We start from the raw sequence: 19,570 nt of genomic DNA, 5'->3' as shown, positions 1-19,570 counted from the left end.
TCAGGGGAGCAGCAGGTGGGCGACGGTGAAGATCACGAGGCCGGCGAGGGCACCCACGATCGTGCCGTTGAGGCGGATGTACTGCAGGTCGCGGCCGACCTGCAGCTCGATCTTCTGGCTCGTCTCGTCGGCGTCCCAGCGCTCCACGGTGTCGGTGATGATCGACGCGATGTCGTGGCGGTAGCGATCGACGAGGAAGACGGCGGCATCCGCGATGCGCTTGTCGACGCGTTCCTGCAGGGCCGTGTCGGTCGCGAGCCGGTCGCCGAGGTCGCCGAGTGCGGCGGTCACGCGACGGCGGAGCGGGCTGTCCTCGTCGGCGAGGGAGCGCAGCAGGCCGGCCTTCGCGGTGTTCCACGCGTCGGCGGCGAGGGCACGCACCCGCGGGCTGTCGAAGACGGCGCTCTTCGCGCCCTCGAGTCGGCCGATGGTCTCGGGATCGTGCTGCAGGTTGTCGGCGAGGCGCTCGAGGTACTGGTCGAGCGCCTTGCGCGCCGCGTGCTCGGGGTCGCGCTGCACGGCCGCGACGAACTTCGTCGCCTCGTGGTAGACGGTGTCGTCCACGAGCCGCATCGCCACCGACGGCACCCAGGACGGCAGACGGCGCGAGACGAGACCGTCGAACGCCTCGCGGTTCGCGTCGAGCCAGCGGGCGATGCTGTCGACGCCCAGGTCGACCGCGCCGCGGTGGGCGTCGGCATCCACCACCCGCGAGAGCCACGTCCCGAGCGACGGACCCCACGATGGGCTCAGCAGGTGCTCGTGAGCGAGGTCGCTGATGAGATCCTGCACCTCGTCGTCGCTCAGCGCCGTCAGGATGCCGCTGGCCATCGTCGACGCCTCGGCCGCGACGGTCTTCGCGTGGGCCGGATCCTGCAGCCAGGTGCCCGCGGTCCGTGCGATGTGCGTGGACTCGAGCTTCTGGCGGACGACGCCGCCCTCGAGGAAGTTGGTCTCGACGAACTCGCCGAGCGTGCGACCGATCTCGTCCTTCCGGCGCGGGATGATCGCCGTGTGCGGGATCGGGATGCCGAGCGGATGCCGGAACAGCGCCGTCACCGCGAACCAGTCCGCGAGCGCGCCGACCATGCCGCCCTCGGCCGCCGCGCGCACGTACCCCCAGCCCGAGAGGTCCTTCTCGAGGATGAAGGCGATGACGAAGACGATCGCCATGAACAGCAGGGCGCCGAGCGCGACCGCCTTCATGGTGCGGAGCCCGCGATACCGCTGCTGATCAGCGGTGCTCAGCGAGCCGTACGGGATGCGGGCCATTCGGCCATCCTGCCACGGCGCCCCTCACGCGCCGGGGCGACTCACGGCTCGAGCGGACCCAGCCACGCGTTCGCGAGCGCGCTGTGCACCGACTCGGGGTCGGACGGGTGGAACAGACCGGCCAGCACGTCGCGGTAGAGCCGGCTCAGTTCGTTGCGGGTGAAGAACGACGAGCCGCCCGCGACGAGCATCGCCTCGTCGACGACCTGCTTCGCCGTCACCGCCGCGCGGTGCTTGATCGCCGACAGCTTCGGGAACCACATCGCGCCGTGGTCGACGAGGCCGTCGACGTCGGCGGCGAGGGTCTCGACCTGCACGGGCAGGGCGTCGTAGGCGAGGGCCATGTCGGCGACCCGCCATCGGATGTCGGGGTCCTGGCTGTAGGCACGGCCCGTCTTCTTCGAGGTCCGGGCGCGCGCGGTCTCGACCGCGAGGTCGAGGGCACGCCGCGCGATGCCGGTGTAGACCGAGGCCAGCAGGATCTCGAAAGCGCTGAAGATGCCGAAGACGAGCGGATCGGGACTCGGACCGACGGGCAGCTTCCGGACGATGCGGTCGGCGGGGGCGACCGCACCGTGCAGCTCGGTCGTGCGCGACTGGGTGCCCCGCATGCCGAGCGTGTCCCAGTCGTCGCGCGTGACGACGGCGTCGCTGCGCGGGACGAAGCCGAACACGAGCCGCGGGTCGTCGGGGTCGGACGCGTCCAGGCCGTGGAGCCCGAGGTGCGTCCACACCGGCGCGAGCGACGTGAAGATCTTGGTGCCCGTGAAGGCGTACGAGCCGTCGGGCCGGGGCGCGGCATCCGTGTCGCTGCCGAACAGCACGAGGTCGTTGCCCGCCTCGCTGATGCCGAAGGCGAACACCTCGCCGCGGGCCGCGCCCTCCTGCAGGAAGCGCAGGGCGTCGTCGCCCCGGTCGGACATCACCTTCGCGACGCCGGTCCAGACGAGGTGCATGTTGATCGCGAGCGCCGTCGCGGGGGCCGCACCCGCGAGCCGCTGCTGCAGGACGGATGCCTCGCGCAGGCCGAGTCCCGCACCGCCGAGCTCCGTCGGCACGAGGATCGCGAGGTAACCCGCCGCCCGGAGGTCGGCGAGGTCCTCCTCGGGGAACACGTTCTCGGCGTCGACGGCGGCCGCGCGCGAGCGGATGCGCGCGAGCAGATCGTCGGGCAGGTGGGCAGCCGGGTCGAAGCTCATGCGCCGAGCCCCCAGGCGGCGACCGCGTCGAGCAGCGCCTGCGCGGCGGCATCCGGAGCATCGCGGTGGGGCGAGTGCCCCGTGCCCGGCACGACGGCCATCGACACGAGCGGGTTCTGCTGCACCTCGGCCGCGAGCGCCCCCGTGAAGATGGAGTACACCGCGGGATCGCCGGCGATGACGTGGGTCGGCACGGTGAGACGGGATGCCGCCTCCCGCACATCCCACGGGGTGTTCTGCGTGTCCGTCGCCTCGACCGCCGAACGGCTCGCTTGCGCGGCGGCGATCGCCTTCAGCTCGACGTCCACCTCGAGCCACCCGGGGTGGGCGGCGCGGACGGCGGCGATCGAGGTGTCGGCGAACGCCTGCTCCTGGCTCGCGCGGACGCTCTCTCGGTCCTCGTCGGAGAGGTGGATGGCGGGGTCGACGAGCACGAGATGGCGGGTCCACGTCGGCGCGTCGGCCGCAGCGACGGTCGCGGCGGCGCCGCCGAGGGAGTGGCCGAGGACGAGGTCCCACGTCCCGTCGTCGGTGGGACGGGTGTGGACGAGGTCGGTCGCGTACGCCGCGATCGAGTAGTCGAGTGCGCGCGGGGCGGTGCCGTGCCCGCGCAGGTCGACGGCCTCGACGTGCCAGCCGGCGTCGGCGAGGGCGACGGCGTAGCGCCACATGAGCGCGCCGTTCGAGCCCAGACCGTGGACGAGGAGGGCGTGCCGCGGCGCGCGCGGGTCGCCCCAACCGAGGCGGGGGAGGGTGACGGGTGACGGCATGCTCTCAGCCTAGGACGGGCCCCGGGCCCCGGTGCCGGGCCAGGATGGGGGCATGATCTCCACCGACCTGGCACGCGAGCTGCGCGCGAGCGGCCTGACCTGGCGTCCCCGCTCCGGCGACCGGTTCCAGCTCGACGAGCCCGAGTTCGAGGCCGACGTCTACACCGTCAGCGAGATGACCGTCGAGGCGCGCAGCTATCCGACCGGCGACCTGCTCGCCTTCAACGGCACGACCGAGTGGGCGCTCGACTCGGTCGCGCTCGAGGACGCCCTGTGGCTGCCCTCCGAGGCGCAGCTGCGCGAGCTGCTGCGGGGGACGTTCCGCGCGTTGCGGCGCCTGCCCGACACGCACGAGGTCGAGATCGAAGTGGATGCCGCGCCCCACCGCTTCCGGCATCCCGAACCCGCCGACGCCTACGGTCGGGCCCTGCTGTTCCTGCTCGGGCGGATCCGCTGACCGCGCTCAGGTGATGAGGGGGACCGGCTCGGTGTCGGGGATCGGGCTCGCGTCGCGGCCGCGGAGGTCGGGGAACCCGCGCACGAAGACCGCCGCCACGAGCGCGCCCGCGACGGCGAACGCCGACGCGGCGAAGAAGGCGCCGACCGCCCCCATGCCGTCGATGAGGAACCCGGCGACGGCCGAGCCGGCCGCGGCGCCGATGAGCTGGCCGGTGCCGATCCAGCCGTAGGCCTCGGCGGTCTCGCTGAAGCGGACGCTCGCGCTCGTGATGGCGAACATGACGGCGAGGGCCGGGGCGATGCCGAGGCCCGCGACGAAGAGCGAGGCGCCCATCCACCAGGCATTCAGGCTGATGACGACGAGGGTGACCCCGACGGCCACGATCGCGAGGCGGCGGGCCATCGCCCAGCGGCCGATCGGGATGTGCCCGAACCCGAGGCCGCCCGCGAGGCTGCCGACGGCGAAGACGGCGAGCACGAGACCCGCCTCGACGCCCTCGTGCCCGAAGGTCGCGACCACGCCCGCCTCGACCGCGGCGCACGCGCCCACGAGGAGGAAGCCGGTCACGGTCGACAGCAGCACGACGGGCTTGCCGAGGACGCGACCGAAGCCGCGGCGGCTGCGGGGGATGCGGACGCGCCCCACCTCGGGCGAGGCGATGAACCAGGCGCATCCGCCGATGAGGATGACGACGATCAGCAGGAGCGCGGGGACGGTGCCGATCTGGGTCGCGACGAGGGTGATGACGACGGGCGCGAAGATCCAGATGATCTCCTGCAGGCTCGCATCCAGCGAGAAGAGGGGCGTCAGCTGCCGCGAGGTGACGATCTTCGGGTAGATCGTGCGGACGGCCGGCTGCACGGGCGGGTTGGCGATGCCGGCGATGAAGCCGAACACGATGAACCCCGGCATCCCGAACGGATTGAGGGCGAGGGCGAAGACGGCGGCGGCGCAGACGACGGCGGTGAGGGTGAGGACGCGCCGCATCCCCCAGACACCCATCCACCGGCTGGTCACCGGGCCGGAGATCGCCTGGCCGATCGAGAGTGCGGCGAGGACGATGCCGGCGGCCCCGTACGACCCGGTCGACTGCTCGACGTGGAGGAGGACGGCGAGGCTCGTCATCCCGCTCGGGAACCGTGCCGTCAACTGTGCCGCGATGATGCGCGCGACACCCGGGACGCGCAGGAGTTCCGAGTATCCCGCCACCCCTTCATCGTACCGACCGTCGGCGACGTCCGACGGGGGTGCGGGGCCGGTGCGACACGCCGCGACACGCCCGACACGCCGACCGGTCCCGGAATCGGATGTCGGTGGCCCGCTCTAGCGTGCGACCTGTGGACAACCGTCCGGTCCCGGGAGGGTTTCGGCCGCAATCCTGGCCTTTTCGACCCCCTTCCGGACCTGCCGGATTGGGGATGAAACGGTGGAGAACTTGTGTTGTACCTGTGGAGGACGGCGGAAAAACTACACGGATGTAACTACTACCCCTTGTGGTGCTTCCCGGTGTCCGTACCCATATGTAGTATTGAGCTCCCGGCGGGCTCCCAGCCTTCCGGCCAATGGATTCACCCCCAGATTTCACACGAGATGGACCCCGCGCGACGGGTTCCGGAGGACGAGAGAGGTTCGACGAATGGCGATCACTGTGTACACGAAGCCGTCCTGCGTGCAGTGCAACGCGACGTACCGCGCGCTGGACTCCAAGGGCATCGACTACAAGGTCCTCGACCTCTCCGAGGACCCGGCGGCGCTCGAGCACGTCAAGTCGCTCGGCTACCTGCAGGCCCCGGTCGTCGTGACCGACGAGGACCACTGGTCGGGCTTCCGTCCCGACAAGATCGACGAGCTCGCCTCGCGCCTGGTCTGAGCGATGAGCGCGGCCGTCGTGACGAACGTGCCGCTGCTCGTCTACTTCTCGAGCGTGTCGGGTAACACCGCACGTTTCATCGAGAAGCTCGGGATGCCGGCACGCCGCATCCCGCTCCACTCCTCCGAACCCGTGCTCCACGTCGAGGAGCCCTACGTCCTGGTCACCCCCACGTACGGGGGCGGCCAGGGCCGAGGAGAAGAGAAGGGCGCGGTTCCCAAGCAGGTCATCCGCTTCCTCAACGACAAGGGCAATCGGAGCCTGCTCCGCGGAGTCATCTCCGCAGGAAACAGCAATTTCGGCGAGTCGTTCTGCCTCGCCGGGGACATCATCAGCCGCAAGTGTCAGGTGCCGCACTTGTACCGGCTGGAAGTATTCGGCACGCCCGAGGACGTCGACCGCGTGAGCGGCGGATTGGAAGACTGGTGGAAGCTGCAGTGACCGATATGGCCTTCAAGACGGAGGCGCGCTTCGAGGGCATGGACTACCACGCCCTGAACGCGATGCTGAACCTCTACGGCGAGGACGGGAAGATCCAGTTCGACGCCGACAAGCGCGCGGCGCGGGAGTACTTCCTGCAGCACGTGAACCAGAACACCGTCTTCTTCCACTCGCTGAAGGAGAAGCTCGACTACCTGGTCGAGAAGGAGTACTACGAGGGCGCCGTCATCGACGCGTACCCGTTCGAGTTCATCCAATGGCTCAACGACCACGCCTACGCGCAGAAGTTCCGTTTCGACACGTTCCTCGGCGCGTTCAAGTACTACACGAGCTACACGCTCAAGACCTTCGACGGCAAGCGCTACCTCGAGCGCTTCGAGGACCGCGTCGTGATGACCGCGCTCGCCCTCGCCGCCGGTGACCAGGACCTCGCCACGAAGCTCGTCGACGAGATCCTGTCGGGTCGCTTCCAGCCCGCCACCCCCACCTTCCTCAACGCCGGCAAGGCGCAGCGCGGCGAACTCGTCTCCTGCTTCCTCCTGCGCATCGAGGACAACATGGAGTCGATCGCCCGCGGCATCAACTCCGCGCTGCAGCTGTCCAAGCGCGGCGGCGGCGTGGCCCTGCTCCTCTCGAACATCCGCGAGGCGGGCGCCCCGATCAAGCAGATCGAGAACCAGTCGTCGGGCATCATCCCCGTCATGAAGCTGCTCGAAGACAGCTTCAGCTACGCGAACCAGCTCGGTGCGCGTCAGGGCGCCGGTGCCGTGTACCTCTCGGCCCACCACCCCGACATCATGAAGTTCCTCGACACCAAGCGCGAGAACGCGGACGAGAAGATCCGCATCAAGACGCTGTCGCTGGGTGTCGTCGTGCCCGACATCACGTTCGAGCTCGCGAAGAACGACGAGGACATGTACCTCTTCTCGCCGTACGACGTCGAGCGCGTCTACGGCGTCCCCTTCGGCGACATCTCGGTCACCGAGAAGTACCGCGAGATGGTCGACGATGCGCGCATCAAGAAGACCAAGATCAAGGCGCGCGAGTTCTTCCAGACCCTCGCCGAGATCCAGTTCGAGTCGGGCTACCCGTACATCATGTTCGAGGACACGGTGAACAAGGCCAACCCGATCAAGGGTCGGATCAACATGTCCAACCTCTGCTCGGAGATCCTGCAGGTCAACACGCCGACGACGTTCAACGAGGACCTCTCGTACGACCAGATCGGCAAGGACATCTCCTGCAACCTCGGCTCGATGAACATCGCCCTCGCGATGGACGGCCGCGACCTCGCCGGAACGGTGGAGACCAGCATCCGTGCCCTCAGCGCGGTCAGCGACCAGAGCCACATCCGCTCGGTCCGTTCCATCGAGGACGGCAACGACAAGTCGCACGCCATCGGCCTCGGCCAGATGAACCTGCACGGCTACCTCGCCCGCGAGCACGTCCACTACGGCTCGGAGGAGGGTGTCGACTTCACGAACATCTACTTCTACACGGTGCTGTTCCACGCGCTGCAGGCCTCGAACAAGATCGCCATCGAGCGCGGTCAGGTCTTCGACGGCTTCTGGGACTCGAAGTACGCCTCGGGCGAGTTCTTCGACAAGTACACCGAGCAGGAGTGGAAGCCGGCGACGGCCCGGGTCGAGGAGCTCTTCGAGGGCATCCACATCCCGACCCAGCAGGACTGGCTCGAGCTGAAGGCATCCATCCAGAAGCACGGCATCTACAACCAGAACCTGCAGGCCGTCCCGCCGACGGGCTCGATCTCGTACATCAACAACTCGACGAGCTCGATCCACCCGATCGCGTCGAAGATCGAGATCCGCAAGGAAGGCAAGATCGGCCGCGTCTACTACCCCGCGCCGTTCATGACGAACGACAACCTCGAGTACTACGAGGACGCGTACGAGATCGGCTACGAGAAGGTCATCGACACCTACGCCGCCGCCACCCAGCACGTCGACCAGGGCCTGTCGCTGACGCTGTTCTTCAAGGACACCGCCACCACGCGCGACATCAACAAGGCGCAGATCTACGCCTGGCGCAAGGGCATCAAGACGATCTACTACATCCGTCTCCGTCAGATGGCGCTCGAGGGCACCGACATGACCGAGTGCGTCTCCTGCATGCTCTGACCGGCCGAGATTCGATAGAGGAAGAAGACATGACCCCCGAACCCCTGAAGCTCCTCGGCTCGGTCCAGGCGATCAACTGGAACCGCATCCAGGACGACAAGGACCTCGAGGTGTGGAACCGCCTCGTGAACAACTTCTGGCTGCCCGAGAAGGTGCCGCTGTCCAACGACATCCAGTCATGGGCGACGCTCACCCCCGAGGAGCAGCAGACCACGATGCGCGTGTTCACCGGCCTGACGCTGCTCGACACGATCCAGGGCACCGTCGGCGCCGTCTCGCTGATCCCCGACGCGATCACCCCGCACGAGGAGGCCGTCTACACGAACATCGCGTTCATGGAGTCGGTGCACGCGAAGAGCTACTCGTCGATCTTCTCGACGCTCGCCTCGACGCCCGAGATCGACGACGCGTTCCGCTGGTCGGTCGAGAACGAGAACCTTCAGAAGAAGGCCCGCATCGTCATGGACTACTACCGTGGCGACGAGCCGCTCAAGCGCAAGGTCGCCTCGACCCTGCTCGAGTCGTTCCTCTTCTACTCGGGGTTCTACCTGCCGCTGTACTGGTCGTCGAAGGCGAAGCTGACGAACACGGCCGACATCATCCGCCTCATCATCCGCGACGAGGCCGTGCACGGCTACTACATCGGCTACAAGTTCCAGCGCGGACTCGAGACCCTCGGTCAGGCCGAGCGCGACGAGCTCAAGGACTACACGTTCTCGCTGCTCTACGAGCTCTACGACAACGAGGTGCAGTACACGCAGGACCTCTACGACGGCATCGGCCAGACCGAGGACGTCAAGAAGTTCCTGCACTACAACGCCAACAAGGCGCTCATGAACCTCGGCTACGAGGCGATGTTCCCCGCCACGGTCACGAATGTGAACCCGGCGATCCTGTCGGCCCTTTCGCCGAACGCCGACGAGAACCACGACTTCTTCAGTGGGTCGGGCTCCTCGTACGTCATCGGCAAGGCGGTCGCGACCGAGGACGACGACTGGGACTTCTGAGAAGTCGAGGTCAGAAGCAAGAAAATCCGGGAGGAGGTGTGAGCGTGGCGGCGATCCGAAGCATCGCGATGTCTACGCGTGCGAGGGCTGCTGCCCACGTTCTGCCCACACTCCACCGACACCTGCAGGGTGCGGCGCACTCGTCGCACCCTGCAGGCGTCCCCGCTGAGGGCTCTCACATTCCGGTGTGGGGGCCCTCAGCTACGCCAGCTCCCGAAAGAGGAGCCCAACGGGTGAGGAAGGAGGTAACCCCACCATGACGAAGCACCACTTCCCGCAGGGGCCGGACGGCTCCTGGAAGACCGGCCAGCGTGTGCCGTTCGATGGCTACTGGGCTGATCAGTACGGCAACGTCACTCATCACGAACGTGGCTCGACGTTCCCGCCGTGCATCGACCGCAAGGGCGAATGCGCATTCCGTCACCTGGTCGAGGCCGTTGCAGCGGCCTGATTCGACCAATCCCTTAAGTAAGGCACTGGACCCCCGACTTCGGTCGGGGGTTCTTTGCGTGTGAGGGGAATCGCTTGTGCGGTCGATGCACGGTGGAGACAACACTCAGCATCGTCGAGTTCTTCCGGATCTGCAAGCCAGAGCTCGGTCACCCCAGGGCGGCGGCGCGTGCGCTGTCCATTCGGTCAGCGATGACATCGAGGTCGATGTCGAACAGGTGCCCGTAGACGTCGAGGGTGACGGATGCCGACGCGTGGCCGAGCATCTGCTGGACGACCTTCACGTTGGCGCCGGACTGGATCGGGAGGGACGCGGCCGTGTGTCGGAGGTCGTGCTCGGTGATCCGTGGGAACGACGGATCCGCGGCCTGGGCGGCGCGTACCGCTCGAGCGAACCACCCCGAGGTGCGATGCGGATAGAGGACGTGCGTCCGACCGTCCCCGAACACGAGATCCTCCGGACCCTTGCCTTCGCACGCCTTCGCGAGGTGGGGGAGGAGGAACGCGGGGATCGCCGTGTCGCGCGCCTGGCCGCTCTTCGTCGTCCCGACGACGTACTGGCCCTTCACCAGGACGGCGTTGTCGACAATCCGCATCCGCCGGCGGAGCATGTTGAGGTGCCTGACGCGCAGCGCCACGGCCTCACCCCACCGCGGGCCGCAGTAGCCGAGCGCGTAGGCCAGGGTCCGATGCTCCTCGATCGTGCTGGCGGCCAAGAGCTCGACCTGCGCGTGGCTCAGGAAACGGGGCTCTTTCTTCGGCTTCGCGGGCATCTCGAGACCCTGGGACGGGACCTTCGAGATGATCCCGTCGCGCTCGGCGAGCGCCAGGACTCCCGACAGGACGAACACCGCGCGACGGACGGACTGGGCGCCCAGCCGTTCGCAGAGCAGCTCGACCCGATGCTCGTCCACCGGCTGCGTCGACTGCGGGACCGTGCTGATGAGCGGTGGCGTCGCCGTCGGCGGGCTAGCTAGCGCCCACGTTTTGCCCACGTTTTGCCCACATTTCTGCCGCCACTCACCACCGCTTCTCCCGCATAATTCCGCGGTAGCCGGCAGCGTGGCGGGGGATGGCTGATAACCACGACTTCTTCAGCGGGTCGGGCTCGTCGTACGTCATCGGCAAGGCGGTCGCGACCGAGGACGACGACTGGGACTTCTGAGTCACTGACGAAGGCCCCCGGCACTGCTCGCATGAGCGGATGCCGGGGGCCTTCGTCGTTCGCTGCGCGGTGGCCCGTGCGGTCAGTCGTCCTGTTCGTCGGACTCCTGCTCGTCCTTCGTGATGTCGTCGTCGCCGATGTCGCCCTCGGCCTGACTCGGCTTGTCCGCGATGGGATCGCTCATGATGTCTCCTCTCAGTTCTCGCTGATGTTGCTCCGCGCCTCCTGGGCGCGGTCGGTCACGGTCCCGGCGGCGTCGGAACCCTCGTCCTTCACCGTCTGCACGGCCTCCTGGGCACGCTCCTTGACGGCGGTCGCGGCATCCTGAGCCGGCTCCTTCAGGTGGCTCGCGGCATCCTTCGCCACCTCCCCGAGCTCGTCGACGAGCGGCTGCGCCTGCTCCTTCGCCGTCTCGGCGAGCTCCTTCTCCTTCGCGGATGCGGGGATGAGGGATGCGGCGAGCAGCCCTGCGCCGAAGGCGATCAGGCCCACGGCGAGCGGGTTGCCCTCCGCCTTGGCCTTCACGTCGTGGGCGACACCGTGCGCGGACCCGGCGAGGTCGTGCGCGGACGAGCCTGCGTCGTCGGCGGCGCCCATGATGCGGTCGCGGACGGAGCCGACCGCGCCCTTGATCTTGCTGGTCTGGCGGTCGACGATCTTCGACGGGTTGACCTTGTCGGCCAAGGCGTCGACGTCGGTGCCGAGTTCGGCACGGGTCCGCTCGATGTCGGCGCGGATCGCGTCAGGTGAATCGCTCATCGGTTCTCCTCGTTTCTCTTGAATGTCTCTGGGATCTCCTGCAGGGTCTCGACGGTCTGCGGCGCGCCCTGCACCTCTTTCAGTTGCTTGCGGCCGACCGCGTACAGGATCGCCGCGATGATCGCCCACAGGACCGCCACGATCACGCCCGACCAGCCCCACCCGACGAGGGTCGCGAGGGCGGCCCACAAGGCGAGGGACAGGAAGAGGACGACCATGGATGCCGCGTACCCGGCACCGCCGAGAAGCCCGGCGCCCTTGGCGGAGGTCGTGGCCGACTGCTTCAGCTCCGCCTTCGCGAGCGCGATCTCCTGCCGCATCAGCGTCGACAGATCGCGTGTCACCTCGCCGAGCAGGTCGCCGAGCGAGGTCGACGCGGCCTTGCGCTCAGAAGGTGTCGCGTCGCTCATCCGTGACCCTTTCGTCTGCGCCGCCGCGGAAACCGGCCGACTCGTCGTAGAGCGGCGTGTCCGACGGCGGCAGTTCACCGGTCGTGTCGGCCGCGATCGGGTCGATGTAGGCCGGGTCCCGTCCGTCGACGGGCGTGGCGGGCGCGGACGCCGGGACCGCCGCCGCTGCCGGGGCGGGCGCAAGCGCGGTGCGCGAGGTCGACGGACCGCTGTCGTCGTGCGACGCCATCGCCCGGACGAGTCGCCCGGCGACGATCCCCACGACGGCCGCGCCGGCGATGAAGACGAGGGGGCGGCGCCGCGCGAACCGCTTCACCTCGTCGAGGAGGGCGGCGGGGTCACGGTCACCCAACCACGCAGCCGCGCCGGTGAGGCGGTCGGAGACCTGCTGCACGAGGTCGGTGGCGATGCCGCCGCCCTCTGCGTTGCGGGCCATCGACCCGAGCTCCTCGCCCGCGGCCTTCAGCCCGCTCGCGAGGCGCTCCTGCTGCTGCGCCGCCTGGTCCGAGAACTCGGTGCGGCTCTGCGCGTAGAGGTCCTTCAGTTGCGACTTCGCCTCGCCCGCCACGGACGCCGCCTCATCCTTGGCGGTGTGCGCGACATCCTTCGCCGCGTCGGTCGCGGTGCCGGTGACGGCGGATGCCTCATCCTTCACGGTCTCGGTCTTCCCCGACCCGGCGTCGGCGCCACCGGTACCCGTGGGTCCATATCCGACTGACATAGTTGCTCCCTTGCTCGAGGACTCCTGTCCTGGGAGCGCCACTCTGCGAGCGGGTCGAGCAAGTCGTACCGGGCTTGCGCACCAACGCGTCAAGCGGTAAACGAGGGGACCGGGAGCGGGCCGGGAAGGTCCACGGCGCCGCCGCCGGCCTGAGCGGCGTCAGCCCCCGCGGCCGCACTCCGACACGGCGAGCAGGTCGAGTCCGGGGCGCCCCTGCACCGTCGACTCCGTGACGTCGACCGACACGTTCGTCTCGGCGCGACTGAGCCGCACGGTCGCGATGTCGAGGTCGACGCCGGCCGGTTCGAGCGCCCAGCCGTCGCCGAGGGCGACGGGGAGCTCCGTGACGGTCGCGGCGGCATCCGTTCCCTCCGGCAGCGCGACGGCGCCGTGGATCGTCGCGAACTCGCCCGTCGACGGGCCGCCCGGGCTGACCTCCGAATCGCACGGCTGCGCGCTCGCCCCGCCGTCGGGGACGAACTCGGCGCCGTCGGGGAGGGCGGCGACGATCTCGGCGACCGCGTCCTCGGCCTGGGCGCGCACGTCCGCGTACGACGGCTCCGCTCCCGCGGAGCAGGCGGTGAGACCGATGAGGCAGGTCACGAGCAGCATCGTCGCTGCGCCGGACCGGGCGCGCATCAGCCGCTTCCGCGGGCCAGCGAGGCCAGGAGCAGGCGCACGTCCTTGAGGACGGTTCCGTTCGTGCGACCGTCGCCGCTGAACAGTCGGTTGTGCAGATCGAGTCCCTGCATGAGCATCGCGCCGACCGAGCCCGTCGCCTGCTCCTCGGCGTACCCGGGGTCCAGCACGATGACCCCGGGGATGTCCTCGGGGCCGACGCCGTAACCGATGTCGCCCACCTGGAAGCCCGCGTAGTACCGGTTGACGTCCTCCGCGGCCTGCGCCGCGTAGTAGGTCGTTCCGCTGACCGGGCGGTAGCCGTCGGTGGCCCCCACGCCGCCCGCGAGGAACCGCACGTCGAAACGGGCACCGTGCATCTCGGCCGAACTGCCGACCTGCGACCCGGCGCTGTGCTCGTAGCTGAGCGTCGGGAGCCCGGGGAGAGCGACCTCGATTCCCTTCACGATGCGAGCGTAGTCCGCACCCGCGGCCGTGGCGATCGTGTTGTTCTGCGGGCCCGACGCGAGATTCAGGGAGATCTGCGGCATGGGGGCGGCGAGCACAGTGAAGGCCACGACGCGGGCGCCCGGGTCAGCGTTGGCGACCTGCCAGTCGGCGAACGAGGTGACCGGGTCGTCCACCATGAAGCTGCGCACCGACGCGTTCGTCCCCGGGACGACGAGAAGGATGCCGGCAGCGGTCGACGGATCGCCCGCCATCTCGATCATCGCGCCGCGTTCGGGGGAGTAGAGGTAGAGGCGCACCTGACCGGCGACGACCTTCGTGAGGTACCGGCGCTCGAGCAACAGGTCGCCGAGCAGTGCCGCGTCTTCCTCCGCGCCCCGGCGACTCACCTGCTGCAACCGCTCGTCGACCCGCGCCAGGCGCGCCCGCGCCGCGTACCGGTTGGCGCGGACACGGTCGGTGGCGTCGATGCCGTCGAGCGAGCCGACGAGCACGGGCACCGTGCGGATGAGGTCGTCACGGCGCGCGGCATCCATTTCGGCCCACCAGATCGCGGCGTCGGCAGCGGAGGTCTGCGTGAGCAGCGTCGCGATGAGCCCGGGCGTGCGGTCCAGCAGTGCCCTCACGCCGTCGCGATCGAGGGAGGCCAGCTCGGCCAGGGTCGCCGAGACGCTGAGGTGCGTCCGGTGGTGATCCGGGGTCGGCGCCGCGGCGGATGCCTGCGCCACCGGGGCTCCGGGAGTCATCAGGGCGAACGCCATCGCCGCAGCGGCCAGGGCTGCGGTCGGATGGGCGTTCGCGCGCATCATAGCGCTGATTGTATTGGCAGCCGGGACCGCTCCCGGCCACGCCAATCACGGACGGCCGCTCCCTTGACTCATAGACTGCTCGCGTGGCAGATACCCCGACCGAGGACGCTCCGCGTTTCAGCCCGGTGATCGCGTTGCTCGCCGTCTCCGCCTCGTGGGAGGCGCAGCTCGCCGCGGAGCTGCGCGACCTCGGCATCTCGACCCGCAAGTTCGGTCTGCTCGGGCACATCGGCGCCGAGCCCGGCATCTCCTTCTCGGAGCTCGCACGCCGCTCCCGCATCACCGTCCAGTCCGCGCACGCCGCCGTGCACGCCCTCGTCGACGACGGCCTCGTGGCGGACGCGACGGCCCAGGCCGGCGCGGCCAGCGACCTGAGCGTGACGCCCCGCGGCGCGAAGGTCCTGCAGGACGCGCAGGAACGGCTCGCCGCCCTCGACCGCGCGCTGGCACAGGCGCATCCGAGGGTCGCGGAGTCGCTCGACGGCATCCGCGCCGGCGTCGTCGAATGACGCGCGCGGCACCGCGGGACCCGCTCCGCACGGCGGCGCGCTCGGCGCTGGCCGCTCTCCTCGTCGCCGCCGGCGTCGGTCACCTCACCGTCCTCCGCGGCGGGTTCCGCATCGCGGTGCCGGACTGGGCGACTCGGCTGCTGCGCACCGACAAGGACACCATCGTCGTCGTGTCGGGTGTCGTCGAGTCGCTGCTCGGCGCTGCGCTCCTCGTGCTCCCGCGCGAGCGCCGGCGCGTGGGCGTCGCGGTCGCCGCTCTGTTCGTCGCGGTCTTCCCCGGCAACGTGCACCATTGGCGCACCGGACGCGACGCGCCGGGGCTGGACTCCGACGCCAAGAGGTTCGCTCGCCTGTTCCTGCAGCCGCTCCTGGTCGCGTGGGCGCTCTGGTCGACACGCCGCTGAGTAATCATCGTGCGGAGCCGTCACAGCGCGCGCACAGGTGGCACGGGAGCCTTCAGCTAGGCTGAAGGCGTGTTCCGCACCCCTGCCTCCCTGTATCGCGTGCTCGCCATCGCCGAGCTGTTCTCATGGACCCTGCTGATCGCCGGCCTCATCATCCGCGCGGTCGGCGGTCCGGCCGTCGCCGTCACGATCGGCGGCGGCATCCACGGCTTCGTCTTCCTCTCCTACGGGGCGACGGCCATCCTGGTCGCCCTCAACAATCGGTGGCACCTCGGCGTGGCGCTGCTCGCGGTGGGATCGGCGATCGTCCCCTACGCCACCCTGCCGATGGAGATGTGGCTGCGCCGAACGGGGCGCCTCGACGGGCACTGGCGGCTCGAGGCGACCGCCGACCCGCGTGACCGGCGGCCGATCGACCGGCTGCTGCGGTGGTTCCTGCGCCACGCCGGCGTCCTCGTGGCGCTGATCGTCGTCGCCGTCGTCGCGCTCTACGTCGTGCTGCTCATCGTCGGGCCGCCGGGCGGACGGTGATCCCGGGGGTCAGCGCCGCGTCGAGACCGTCACGGTGAACTTCGCGTCGCGCGCCGCCTGCCGCGTGGGACCGACGATCCGCTCGAGCGCGCTGCGGTAGCGCAGTCCGGAGTTCCAGACGCACCAGAGCTCGCCGCCGGGCCGCAGGACGCGCGCCGCGTCGGCGAACATCCGCGGGGCGAGGCGGTCGGTCACGGCGGCCCCGCTGTGGAAGGGCGGGTTCAGCGCGATGAAGGATGCCGAGGCATCCGCCCGTGCCTGCAGCAGGTCGTCGCGCGCCACCTCGACGCGGTCGTCCACGCCGTTCGCCGCGGCCGTCGCGCGCGCCGAGGCCACCGCGGCGGCGGACTGATCGGACGCGTAGACGTGCCGCCCGGGGTGAGCGAGGGCGAGGTGAGCGGCGACGGCGCCCGTGCCGCACGCGAAGTCGATGAGCGGGTCGGAGGCGCTGCCGCCGGCCGGGTCCTGCGGCAGGTGCGCAAGCAGCAGCCGCGTGCCGATGTCGAGTCGCGCGCCCGCGAACGCGCCGCCGAACGCGCGGAGGGCGAGGCCGTCGGTGTCGCCTTCCGCCGACACGGGGTCGTGGCCGTCGTGCGGCCCGCGGGCGACGAGCACGCGCGACTTCTGGCGCGCGAGCGTCACGTCGAGCCGGTCGAAGGACCGGGCGAGGACGTCGTTCATCGCGAGGCTCATGTGCTTCAGGCGTCCGCCCGCCCAGACGACGACGTCCGGGTGGGCGTGGGCCGCGATGAGCGCGGCGATGTCGTCCAGCGCGTCGAGGGACCGCGGCAGGCGCAGCAGCACGACCCGCGCCCCCGAGACGAGCTCCGCGCTCAACGGGCGCGACGAAACCCGCCCGGCGAGGCCCAGCGCCGCGGCGTTGCGGGCGAGTGCGCGTTCGCCCACAAGGGCGTCCTGGTGGACGCGGATGCCGGTGCCCCCGTCCCATGCCGCACCGAGGGCCAGGGCGCCGTAGGCGTCGCCGATGACCGCGATCTCCCCGGCGGCCGCGGCGGCGCGCGCGTCGGCGGAGTCGTCGAGGATCAGCCGGTCGGCGGCGTCGGCGGCGACGAGCCCCGGAGCCTCGAGATCCGGGAGGCGGGACAGCCGCGCGAACGGGAACGGCGCGGCGGAGGTCACCCGTCGAGCGTATCGCCGGGCCGCGGCATCCCCCACCCGGGGGATACTCGGTTGATGAAGACTCTCGCACGCTGGGTACTCGCCGGCGCCATGGTGTTCGCCGGCCTCAGCCACCTGTTCTGGGCTCGAAAGGAGTTCCAGGCGCAGGTGCCGGACCTCGTCACCGAGGTGCTGCCGATCGACAAGGACGGCGTCGTCGTCGCCTCGGGCGCCGTCGAGATGATGCTGGGCGCCGCGCTGGTCGCGCTGCCGCGGGAGCGCCGCCGCGTGGGCGGGATCCTCGCCGCCTTCTTCGTGGCGATCTTCCCCGGCAACATCGCTCAGGCGCTGGGGGAGCGGGAGGGCTTCGGCCTGGACAGCGGCCGCGCACGCTGGGGTCGGTTGCTGTTCCAGCCGGTGCTCGTCGCCTGGGCGCTCTGGTCCACGTCGCCCTCGCGCCGCTGACGGCGCGTCAGCTTGCGGCGGCTTCGACCGCCCGGACGCGGACGATGTTGGTTGTCTCGTCGAGCTCGGCGACTTTCGGGTACGCCTTGACGAAGTCGGAGAACGACCGGTGACCGAGGGCCTTCTCGCTGAAGGACGGGTCCATCCGCTTGAGGAGGTTCTTGACAGCCGACAGGTGCACCCACTCCTCGTCGGTCCGCTCGTGCTCCAGCCGGAGCGCCCGCGACAGGAGCTGCGCGGTCGGGTCGGCGGCCTTTCGGCGGCGACGGCCGCTCGTGGTGGGGGCCTCGGGGGCGGGCTCGGGCTCGGGGAGGGCGACGCCGGGGAGGGAATCGTAGGCGTCGAACTGGTCGCACGCCGCGGCCAGGGACTTAGCGGTGGACCCCGCCACCCCGACCGCCACCACATAGCGACCGAGTCGTTTGCACCGCTGTGCGAGCGGGACGTAGTCGCTGTCGCCGGCGACGATCACCACGTGGGTCAGGTCTTCGAGTCGGAAGAGGTCTTCGACGGTGTCGACGGCGAGCCGGATGTCGGCGCCGTTCTTGGCATAGGCGGCCGCCGGGAACAGCTGGACGAGGTCGACGGCGCGGGCGACGAGCTGCTCGCGGTAGAGCGCGTTCACCGGCGACGACCAGTCGGCGTAGGCGCGGGTGAGGACGAGCGTGCCGAAGGATGCCGCGTAGTCCATGATCGCGCCGACGTCGATCGTCGCGGCGGCCAGGCGCTCGGCGATCTCCTTCTCATCGGGATCGGCGGCGATGCGCTGACGATCACGGGAGTAGCTGTTGCGGCCGTGCACCCGGTCGTACCAACTCATGACGATGTTGTCGAAGTCGAGGTATACGGCGACGCGGGGGGTCTGAGGATCCGGCATCCACCCAGTCTGTCAGCGGACGCCGCCGACGCGCCCGGGCTGGTTCTGGAGTTCAGCTTCCTCATAGACTCCGGGCCTGCCCTCCCTGACCCGGGTGCTCAGCGGGGGTAGACGACCCCGAGCTGTCGACGGATCTCGTCGAGCGTGCCCATGATCGCGACGGACTCCTCGATGCTGAGCAGGTCGCCGTCGGTTCGACCGGCGGCGATGAGTTCTTCGGCGTAGAGCGCCTGGAATTGCATACCGCGACCGTCGACCTGCGATGTGTAAGCCTCGCGGACGGTGCCGTCCGGGGCGTGGACACGGAACGACGTCGGCGTGTACCAGACGCGGTCGATCGAGATGCGGCTTTCGGTGCCGATGATCTCAGCGGTGTTCGGGCCGACCGCGCGCGAGGATGTCACGAGCGAGGAGACCGCACCCGACGCGTGCGTCAGCGAGATGGCGGCCTCGGTGTCGGCGCCGGTCTCGCCGAGCCGGCCGACGGCGCGGACCTCGACGGGCGCCCCCAGCACGTCCCACGCGAAAGACACCGGGTAGATGCCGAGATCGAGCAATGCCCCACCACCGAGCTCCAGCGCGTTGAGTCGGTGGGTCGGGTCGCTCGAGATGCGCTGCGTGTGGTCGGCGATGAGCACGCGAGGCTCGCCGATCGCCCCCGCCGCGAGCAGCTCGCGGATGCGCACCATGTGCGGTAGGTAGCGCGTCCACATCGCCTCCATGGCGAGCAGCCCTTGCCCGGCGGCGGCGTCGCGGATTGCGATCGCTTGGCCCTCGTCGAGCGTCAGCGGCTTCTCGATGAGGACGTGCTTGCCGTGCTCGAGCGCCAGGATCGCGTTGTCGGCGTGCGCGCTGTGCGGCGTGGCGATGTAGATGATGTCGACCTCGGGGTCGCTCACGAGCGACTCGTACGAGCCGTGCGCGTGCGGGATGCCATGCGTGCGCGCGAACCCCTCGGCCGCCTCGAGGCGACGGGAGCCGACCGCGGTGACGGTCCGTCCGGCGGTCAGGAGATCGGAGGTGAACGCCTGCGCGATCCCTCCCGTGGCAAGGATTCCCCATCGAAGCGCGCTCATGCTCCCGAGCCTAGCGGCGGGGACGTAGGCTC

23 protein-coding genes are annotated in these 19,570 nt (G+C 69.9%); 10 read left to right on the top strand and 13 right to left on the bottom strand.

Annotated features, from left to right (window positions below; translation table 11 throughout):
* From Q9S36_RS04380 to Q9S36_RS04370, 3 genes are read right to left on the bottom strand one after another with little or no spacing between them, the layout of a single operon-like run.
* Positions 1-1,272 carry a DUF445 domain-containing protein gene (locus Q9S36_RS04380; RefSeq protein ID WP_311284077.1) on the bottom strand — a complete coding sequence of 424 codons (1,272 nt, stop codon included), beginning with the start codon at positions 1,270-1,272 and terminating at the stop codon, positions 1-3.
* A gap of 41 nt (positions 1,273-1,313) precedes the next feature.
* Complete coding sequence (locus tag Q9S36_RS04375; protein WP_311284076.1) at positions 1,314-2,471, bottom strand: acyl-CoA dehydrogenase family protein; 1,158 nt, start codon at positions 2,469-2,471, stop codon at positions 1,314-1,316.
* Positions 2,468-3,241, bottom strand: a complete 774-nt coding sequence (locus Q9S36_RS04370) for an alpha/beta hydrolase (RefSeq protein WP_311284075.1) — start codon at positions 3,239-3,241, stop codon at positions 2,468-2,470. The genes Q9S36_RS04375 and Q9S36_RS04370 overlap by 4 nt, the downstream gene beginning before the upstream one ends.
* Before the next feature lie 52 nt (positions 3,242-3,293).
* Between Q9S36_RS04370 and Q9S36_RS04365 the strand changes: the two genes are divergently transcribed.
* Entirely contained in the window at positions 3,294-3,698 is a 405-nt protein-coding gene (locus Q9S36_RS04365; protein ID WP_311284074.1) for a pilus assembly protein CpaE, read from the top strand.
* A gap of 6 nt (positions 3,699-3,704) precedes the next feature.
* Here the strand turns inward: Q9S36_RS04365 and Q9S36_RS04360 are convergent, their stop codons facing one another.
* A complete protein-coding gene (locus Q9S36_RS04360; protein ID WP_311284073.1) occupies positions 3,705-4,910 on the bottom strand; it encodes an MFS transporter in 1,206 nt (401 codons plus the stop codon).
* 427 nt (positions 4,911-5,337) lie between these two features.
* Here Q9S36_RS04360 and nrdH point away from each other — a divergent pair, with 427 nt between their 5' ends.
* From nrdH to Q9S36_RS04335, 5 genes are all read left to right on the top strand, one after another.
* Positions 5,338-5,571, top strand: coding sequence for a glutaredoxin-like protein NrdH (nrdH, locus tag Q9S36_RS04355; protein WP_311284072.1), 234 nt, complete (start codon positions 5,338-5,340; stop codon positions 5,569-5,571).
* A 3-nt stretch (positions 5,572-5,574) separates the two neighbouring features.
* Complete coding sequence (gene nrdI / locus Q9S36_RS04350) at positions 5,575-6,012, top strand: class Ib ribonucleoside-diphosphate reductase assembly flavoprotein NrdI (protein ID WP_311284071.1); 438 nt, start codon at positions 5,575-5,577, stop codon at positions 6,010-6,012.
* Between the two features lie 5 nt (positions 6,013-6,017).
* Positions 6,018-8,150 (top strand): class 1b ribonucleoside-diphosphate reductase subunit alpha, encoded by a 2,133-nt coding sequence (gene nrdE / locus Q9S36_RS04345; protein WP_217532303.1) that lies wholly within the window; start codon positions 6,018-6,020, stop codon positions 8,148-8,150.
* Positions 8,151-8,179: 29 nt separating this feature from the next.
* The gene (gene nrdF, locus Q9S36_RS04340; RefSeq protein WP_064001665.1) at positions 8,180-9,157 is read left to right on the top strand and encodes a class 1b ribonucleoside-diphosphate reductase subunit beta; all 978 of its coding nucleotides are present in this window, start codon (positions 8,180-8,182) and stop codon (positions 9,155-9,157) included.
* 256 nt (positions 9,158-9,413) lie between these two features.
* Positions 9,414-9,608, top strand: coding sequence for a hypothetical protein (locus Q9S36_RS04335; protein WP_311284070.1), 195 nt, complete (start codon positions 9,414-9,416; stop codon positions 9,606-9,608).
* 148 nt (positions 9,609-9,756) lie between these two features.
* Here the strand turns inward: Q9S36_RS04335 and Q9S36_RS04330 are convergent, their stop codons facing one another.
* The 6 genes from Q9S36_RS04330 to Q9S36_RS04305 all read right to left on the bottom strand — a co-directional run bounded on the left by Q9S36_RS04330 (position 9,757) and on the right by Q9S36_RS04305 (position 14,557).
* Positions 9,757-10,521 carry a tyrosine-type recombinase/integrase gene (locus tag Q9S36_RS04330; protein WP_311284069.1) on the bottom strand — a complete coding sequence of 255 codons (765 nt, stop codon included), beginning with the start codon at positions 10,519-10,521 and terminating at the stop codon, positions 9,757-9,759.
* 446 nt (positions 10,522-10,967) lie between these two features.
* The gene (locus Q9S36_RS04325) at positions 10,968-11,531 is read right to left on the bottom strand and encodes a DUF3618 domain-containing protein (protein ID WP_311284068.1); all 564 of its coding nucleotides are present in this window, start codon (positions 11,529-11,531) and stop codon (positions 10,968-10,970) included.
* Positions 11,528-11,941 (bottom strand): phage holin family protein, encoded by a 414-nt coding sequence (locus Q9S36_RS04320; RefSeq protein WP_311284067.1) that lies wholly within the window; start codon positions 11,939-11,941, stop codon positions 11,528-11,530. The genes Q9S36_RS04325 and Q9S36_RS04320 overlap by 4 nt, the downstream gene beginning before the upstream one ends.
* Positions 11,919-12,662 (bottom strand): hypothetical protein, encoded by a 744-nt coding sequence (locus Q9S36_RS04315; RefSeq protein WP_311284066.1) that lies wholly within the window; start codon positions 12,660-12,662, stop codon positions 11,919-11,921. Before Q9S36_RS04315 ends, Q9S36_RS04320 begins: the two co-directional genes overlap by 23 nt.
* 159 nt (positions 12,663-12,821) lie before the next feature.
* Positions 12,822-13,301: a hypothetical protein gene (locus Q9S36_RS04310; protein ID WP_311284065.1), complete on the bottom strand. Its 480-nt coding sequence runs from the start codon at positions 13,299-13,301 to the stop codon at positions 12,822-12,824.
* Positions 13,301-14,557, bottom strand: coding sequence for a hypothetical protein (locus Q9S36_RS04305; RefSeq protein ID WP_311284064.1), 1,257 nt, complete (start codon positions 14,555-14,557; stop codon positions 13,301-13,303). Before Q9S36_RS04305 ends, Q9S36_RS04310 begins: the two co-directional genes overlap by 1 nt.
* 83 nt (positions 14,558-14,640) lie before the next feature.
* On the opposite strand from Q9S36_RS04305, the gene Q9S36_RS04300 reads away from it, so the two are divergent.
* From Q9S36_RS04300 to Q9S36_RS04290, 3 genes are all read left to right on the top strand, one after another.
* Positions 14,641-15,066, top strand: coding sequence for a MarR family winged helix-turn-helix transcriptional regulator (locus Q9S36_RS04300; RefSeq protein ID WP_082886071.1), 426 nt, complete (start codon positions 14,641-14,643; stop codon positions 15,064-15,066).
* Positions 15,063-15,470: a hypothetical protein gene (locus Q9S36_RS04295; RefSeq protein ID WP_311284063.1), complete on the top strand. Its 408-nt coding sequence runs from the start codon at positions 15,063-15,065 to the stop codon at positions 15,468-15,470. The genes Q9S36_RS04300 and Q9S36_RS04295 overlap by 4 nt, the downstream gene beginning before the upstream one ends.
* A gap of 69 nt (positions 15,471-15,539) precedes the next feature.
* Positions 15,540-16,001, top strand: coding sequence for a DUF3817 domain-containing protein (locus tag Q9S36_RS04290; protein ID WP_217530523.1), 462 nt, complete (start codon positions 15,540-15,542; stop codon positions 15,999-16,001).
* Positions 16,002-16,010: 9 nt separating this feature from the next.
* Here Q9S36_RS04290 and Q9S36_RS04285 read toward each other — a convergent pair whose 3' ends face one another.
* Positions 16,011-17,141, bottom strand: coding sequence for a methyltransferase (locus Q9S36_RS04285; RefSeq protein WP_311284062.1), 1,131 nt, complete (start codon positions 17,139-17,141; stop codon positions 16,011-16,013).
* A gap of 54 nt (positions 17,142-17,195) precedes the next feature.
* Here Q9S36_RS04285 and Q9S36_RS04280 point away from each other — a divergent pair, with 54 nt between their 5' ends.
* On the top strand, positions 17,196-17,585 hold the full coding sequence (locus tag Q9S36_RS04280) for a hypothetical protein (RefSeq protein WP_311284061.1): 390 nt from the start codon (positions 17,196-17,198) through the stop codon (positions 17,583-17,585).
* A gap of 7 nt (positions 17,586-17,592) precedes the next feature.
* On the opposite strand, the gene Q9S36_RS04275 is transcribed toward Q9S36_RS04280, so the two are convergent.
* Both Q9S36_RS04275 and Q9S36_RS04270 read right to left on the bottom strand, forming a co-directional pair.
* A complete protein-coding gene (locus tag Q9S36_RS04275; RefSeq protein ID WP_311284060.1) occupies positions 17,593-18,462 on the bottom strand; it encodes an NYN domain-containing protein in 870 nt (289 codons plus the stop codon).
* 98 nt (positions 18,463-18,560) lie between these two features.
* Entirely contained in the window at positions 18,561-19,538 is a 978-nt protein-coding gene (locus Q9S36_RS04270; RefSeq protein WP_311284059.1) for a Gfo/Idh/MocA family oxidoreductase, read from the bottom strand.
* Positions 19,539-19,570 lie beyond the last annotated feature (32 nt).

It is taken from the genome of Microbacterium sp. ARD31 (assembly GCF_031844425.1).
This window is presented reverse-complemented; position numbering and strand designations above follow the sequence as displayed.

What these genes read in the sequence shown, in the direction of transcription:
- nrdH (WP_311284072.1), top strand. Translation starts at nt 5,338, where the DNA reads ATGGCGATCACTGTGTACACGAAGCCGTCCTGCGTGCAGTGCAACGCG.
- Q9S36_RS04365 (WP_311284074.1), top strand. Translation starts at nt 3,294, where the DNA reads ATGATCTCCACCGACCTGGCACGCGAGCTGCGCGCGAGCGGCCTGACC.
- Q9S36_RS04380 (WP_311284077.1), bottom strand. Translation starts at nt 1,272, where the DNA reads ATGGCCCGCATCCCGTACGGCTCGCTGAGCACCGCTGATCAGCAGCGG.
- nrdI (WP_311284071.1), top strand. Translation starts at nt 5,575, where the DNA reads ATGAGCGCGGCCGTCGTGACGAACGTGCCGCTGCTCGTCTACTTCTCG.
- Q9S36_RS04305 (WP_311284064.1), bottom strand. Translation starts at nt 14,557, where the DNA reads ATGATGCGCGCGAACGCCCATCCGACCGCAGCCCTGGCCGCTGCGGCG.
- Q9S36_RS04335 (WP_311284070.1), top strand. Translation starts at nt 9,414, where the DNA reads ATGACGAAGCACCACTTCCCGCAGGGGCCGGACGGCTCCTGGAAGACC.
- Q9S36_RS04280 (WP_311284061.1), top strand. Translation starts at nt 17,196, where the DNA reads ATGAAGACTCTCGCACGCTGGGTACTCGCCGGCGCCATGGTGTTCGCC.
- nrdF (WP_064001665.1), top strand. Translation starts at nt 8,180, where the DNA reads ATGACCCCCGAACCCCTGAAGCTCCTCGGCTCGGTCCAGGCGATCAAC.
- Q9S36_RS04375 (WP_311284076.1), bottom strand. Translation starts at nt 2,471, where the DNA reads ATGAGCTTCGACCCGGCTGCCCACCTGCCCGACGATCTGCTCGCGCGC.
- Q9S36_RS04295 (WP_311284063.1), top strand. Translation starts at nt 15,063, where the DNA reads ATGACGCGCGCGGCACCGCGGGACCCGCTCCGCACGGCGGCGCGCTCG.
- Q9S36_RS04275 (WP_311284060.1), bottom strand. Translation starts at nt 18,462, where the DNA reads ATGCCGGATCCTCAGACCCCCCGCGTCGCCGTATACCTCGACTTCGAC.
- Q9S36_RS04325 (WP_311284068.1), bottom strand. Translation starts at nt 11,531, where the DNA reads ATGAGCGATTCACCTGACGCGATCCGCGCCGACATCGAGCGGACCCGT.
- Q9S36_RS04270 (WP_311284059.1), bottom strand. Translation starts at nt 19,538, where the DNA reads ATGAGCGCGCTTCGATGGGGAATCCTTGCCACGGGAGGGATCGCGCAG.
- Q9S36_RS04370 (WP_311284075.1), bottom strand. Translation starts at nt 3,241, where the DNA reads ATGCCGTCACCCGTCACCCTCCCCCGCCTCGGTTGGGGCGACCCGCGC.
- Q9S36_RS04315 (WP_311284066.1), bottom strand. Translation starts at nt 12,662, where the DNA reads ATGTCAGTCGGATATGGACCCACGGGTACCGGTGGCGCCGACGCCGGG.
- Q9S36_RS04320 (WP_311284067.1), bottom strand. Translation starts at nt 11,941, where the DNA reads ATGAGCGACGCGACACCTTCTGAGCGCAAGGCCGCGTCGACCTCGCTC.
- nrdE (WP_217532303.1), top strand. Translation starts at nt 6,018, where the DNA reads ATGGCCTTCAAGACGGAGGCGCGCTTCGAGGGCATGGACTACCACGCC.
- Q9S36_RS04310 (WP_311284065.1), bottom strand. Translation starts at nt 13,301, where the DNA reads ATGCGCGCCCGGTCCGGCGCAGCGACGATGCTGCTCGTGACCTGCCTC.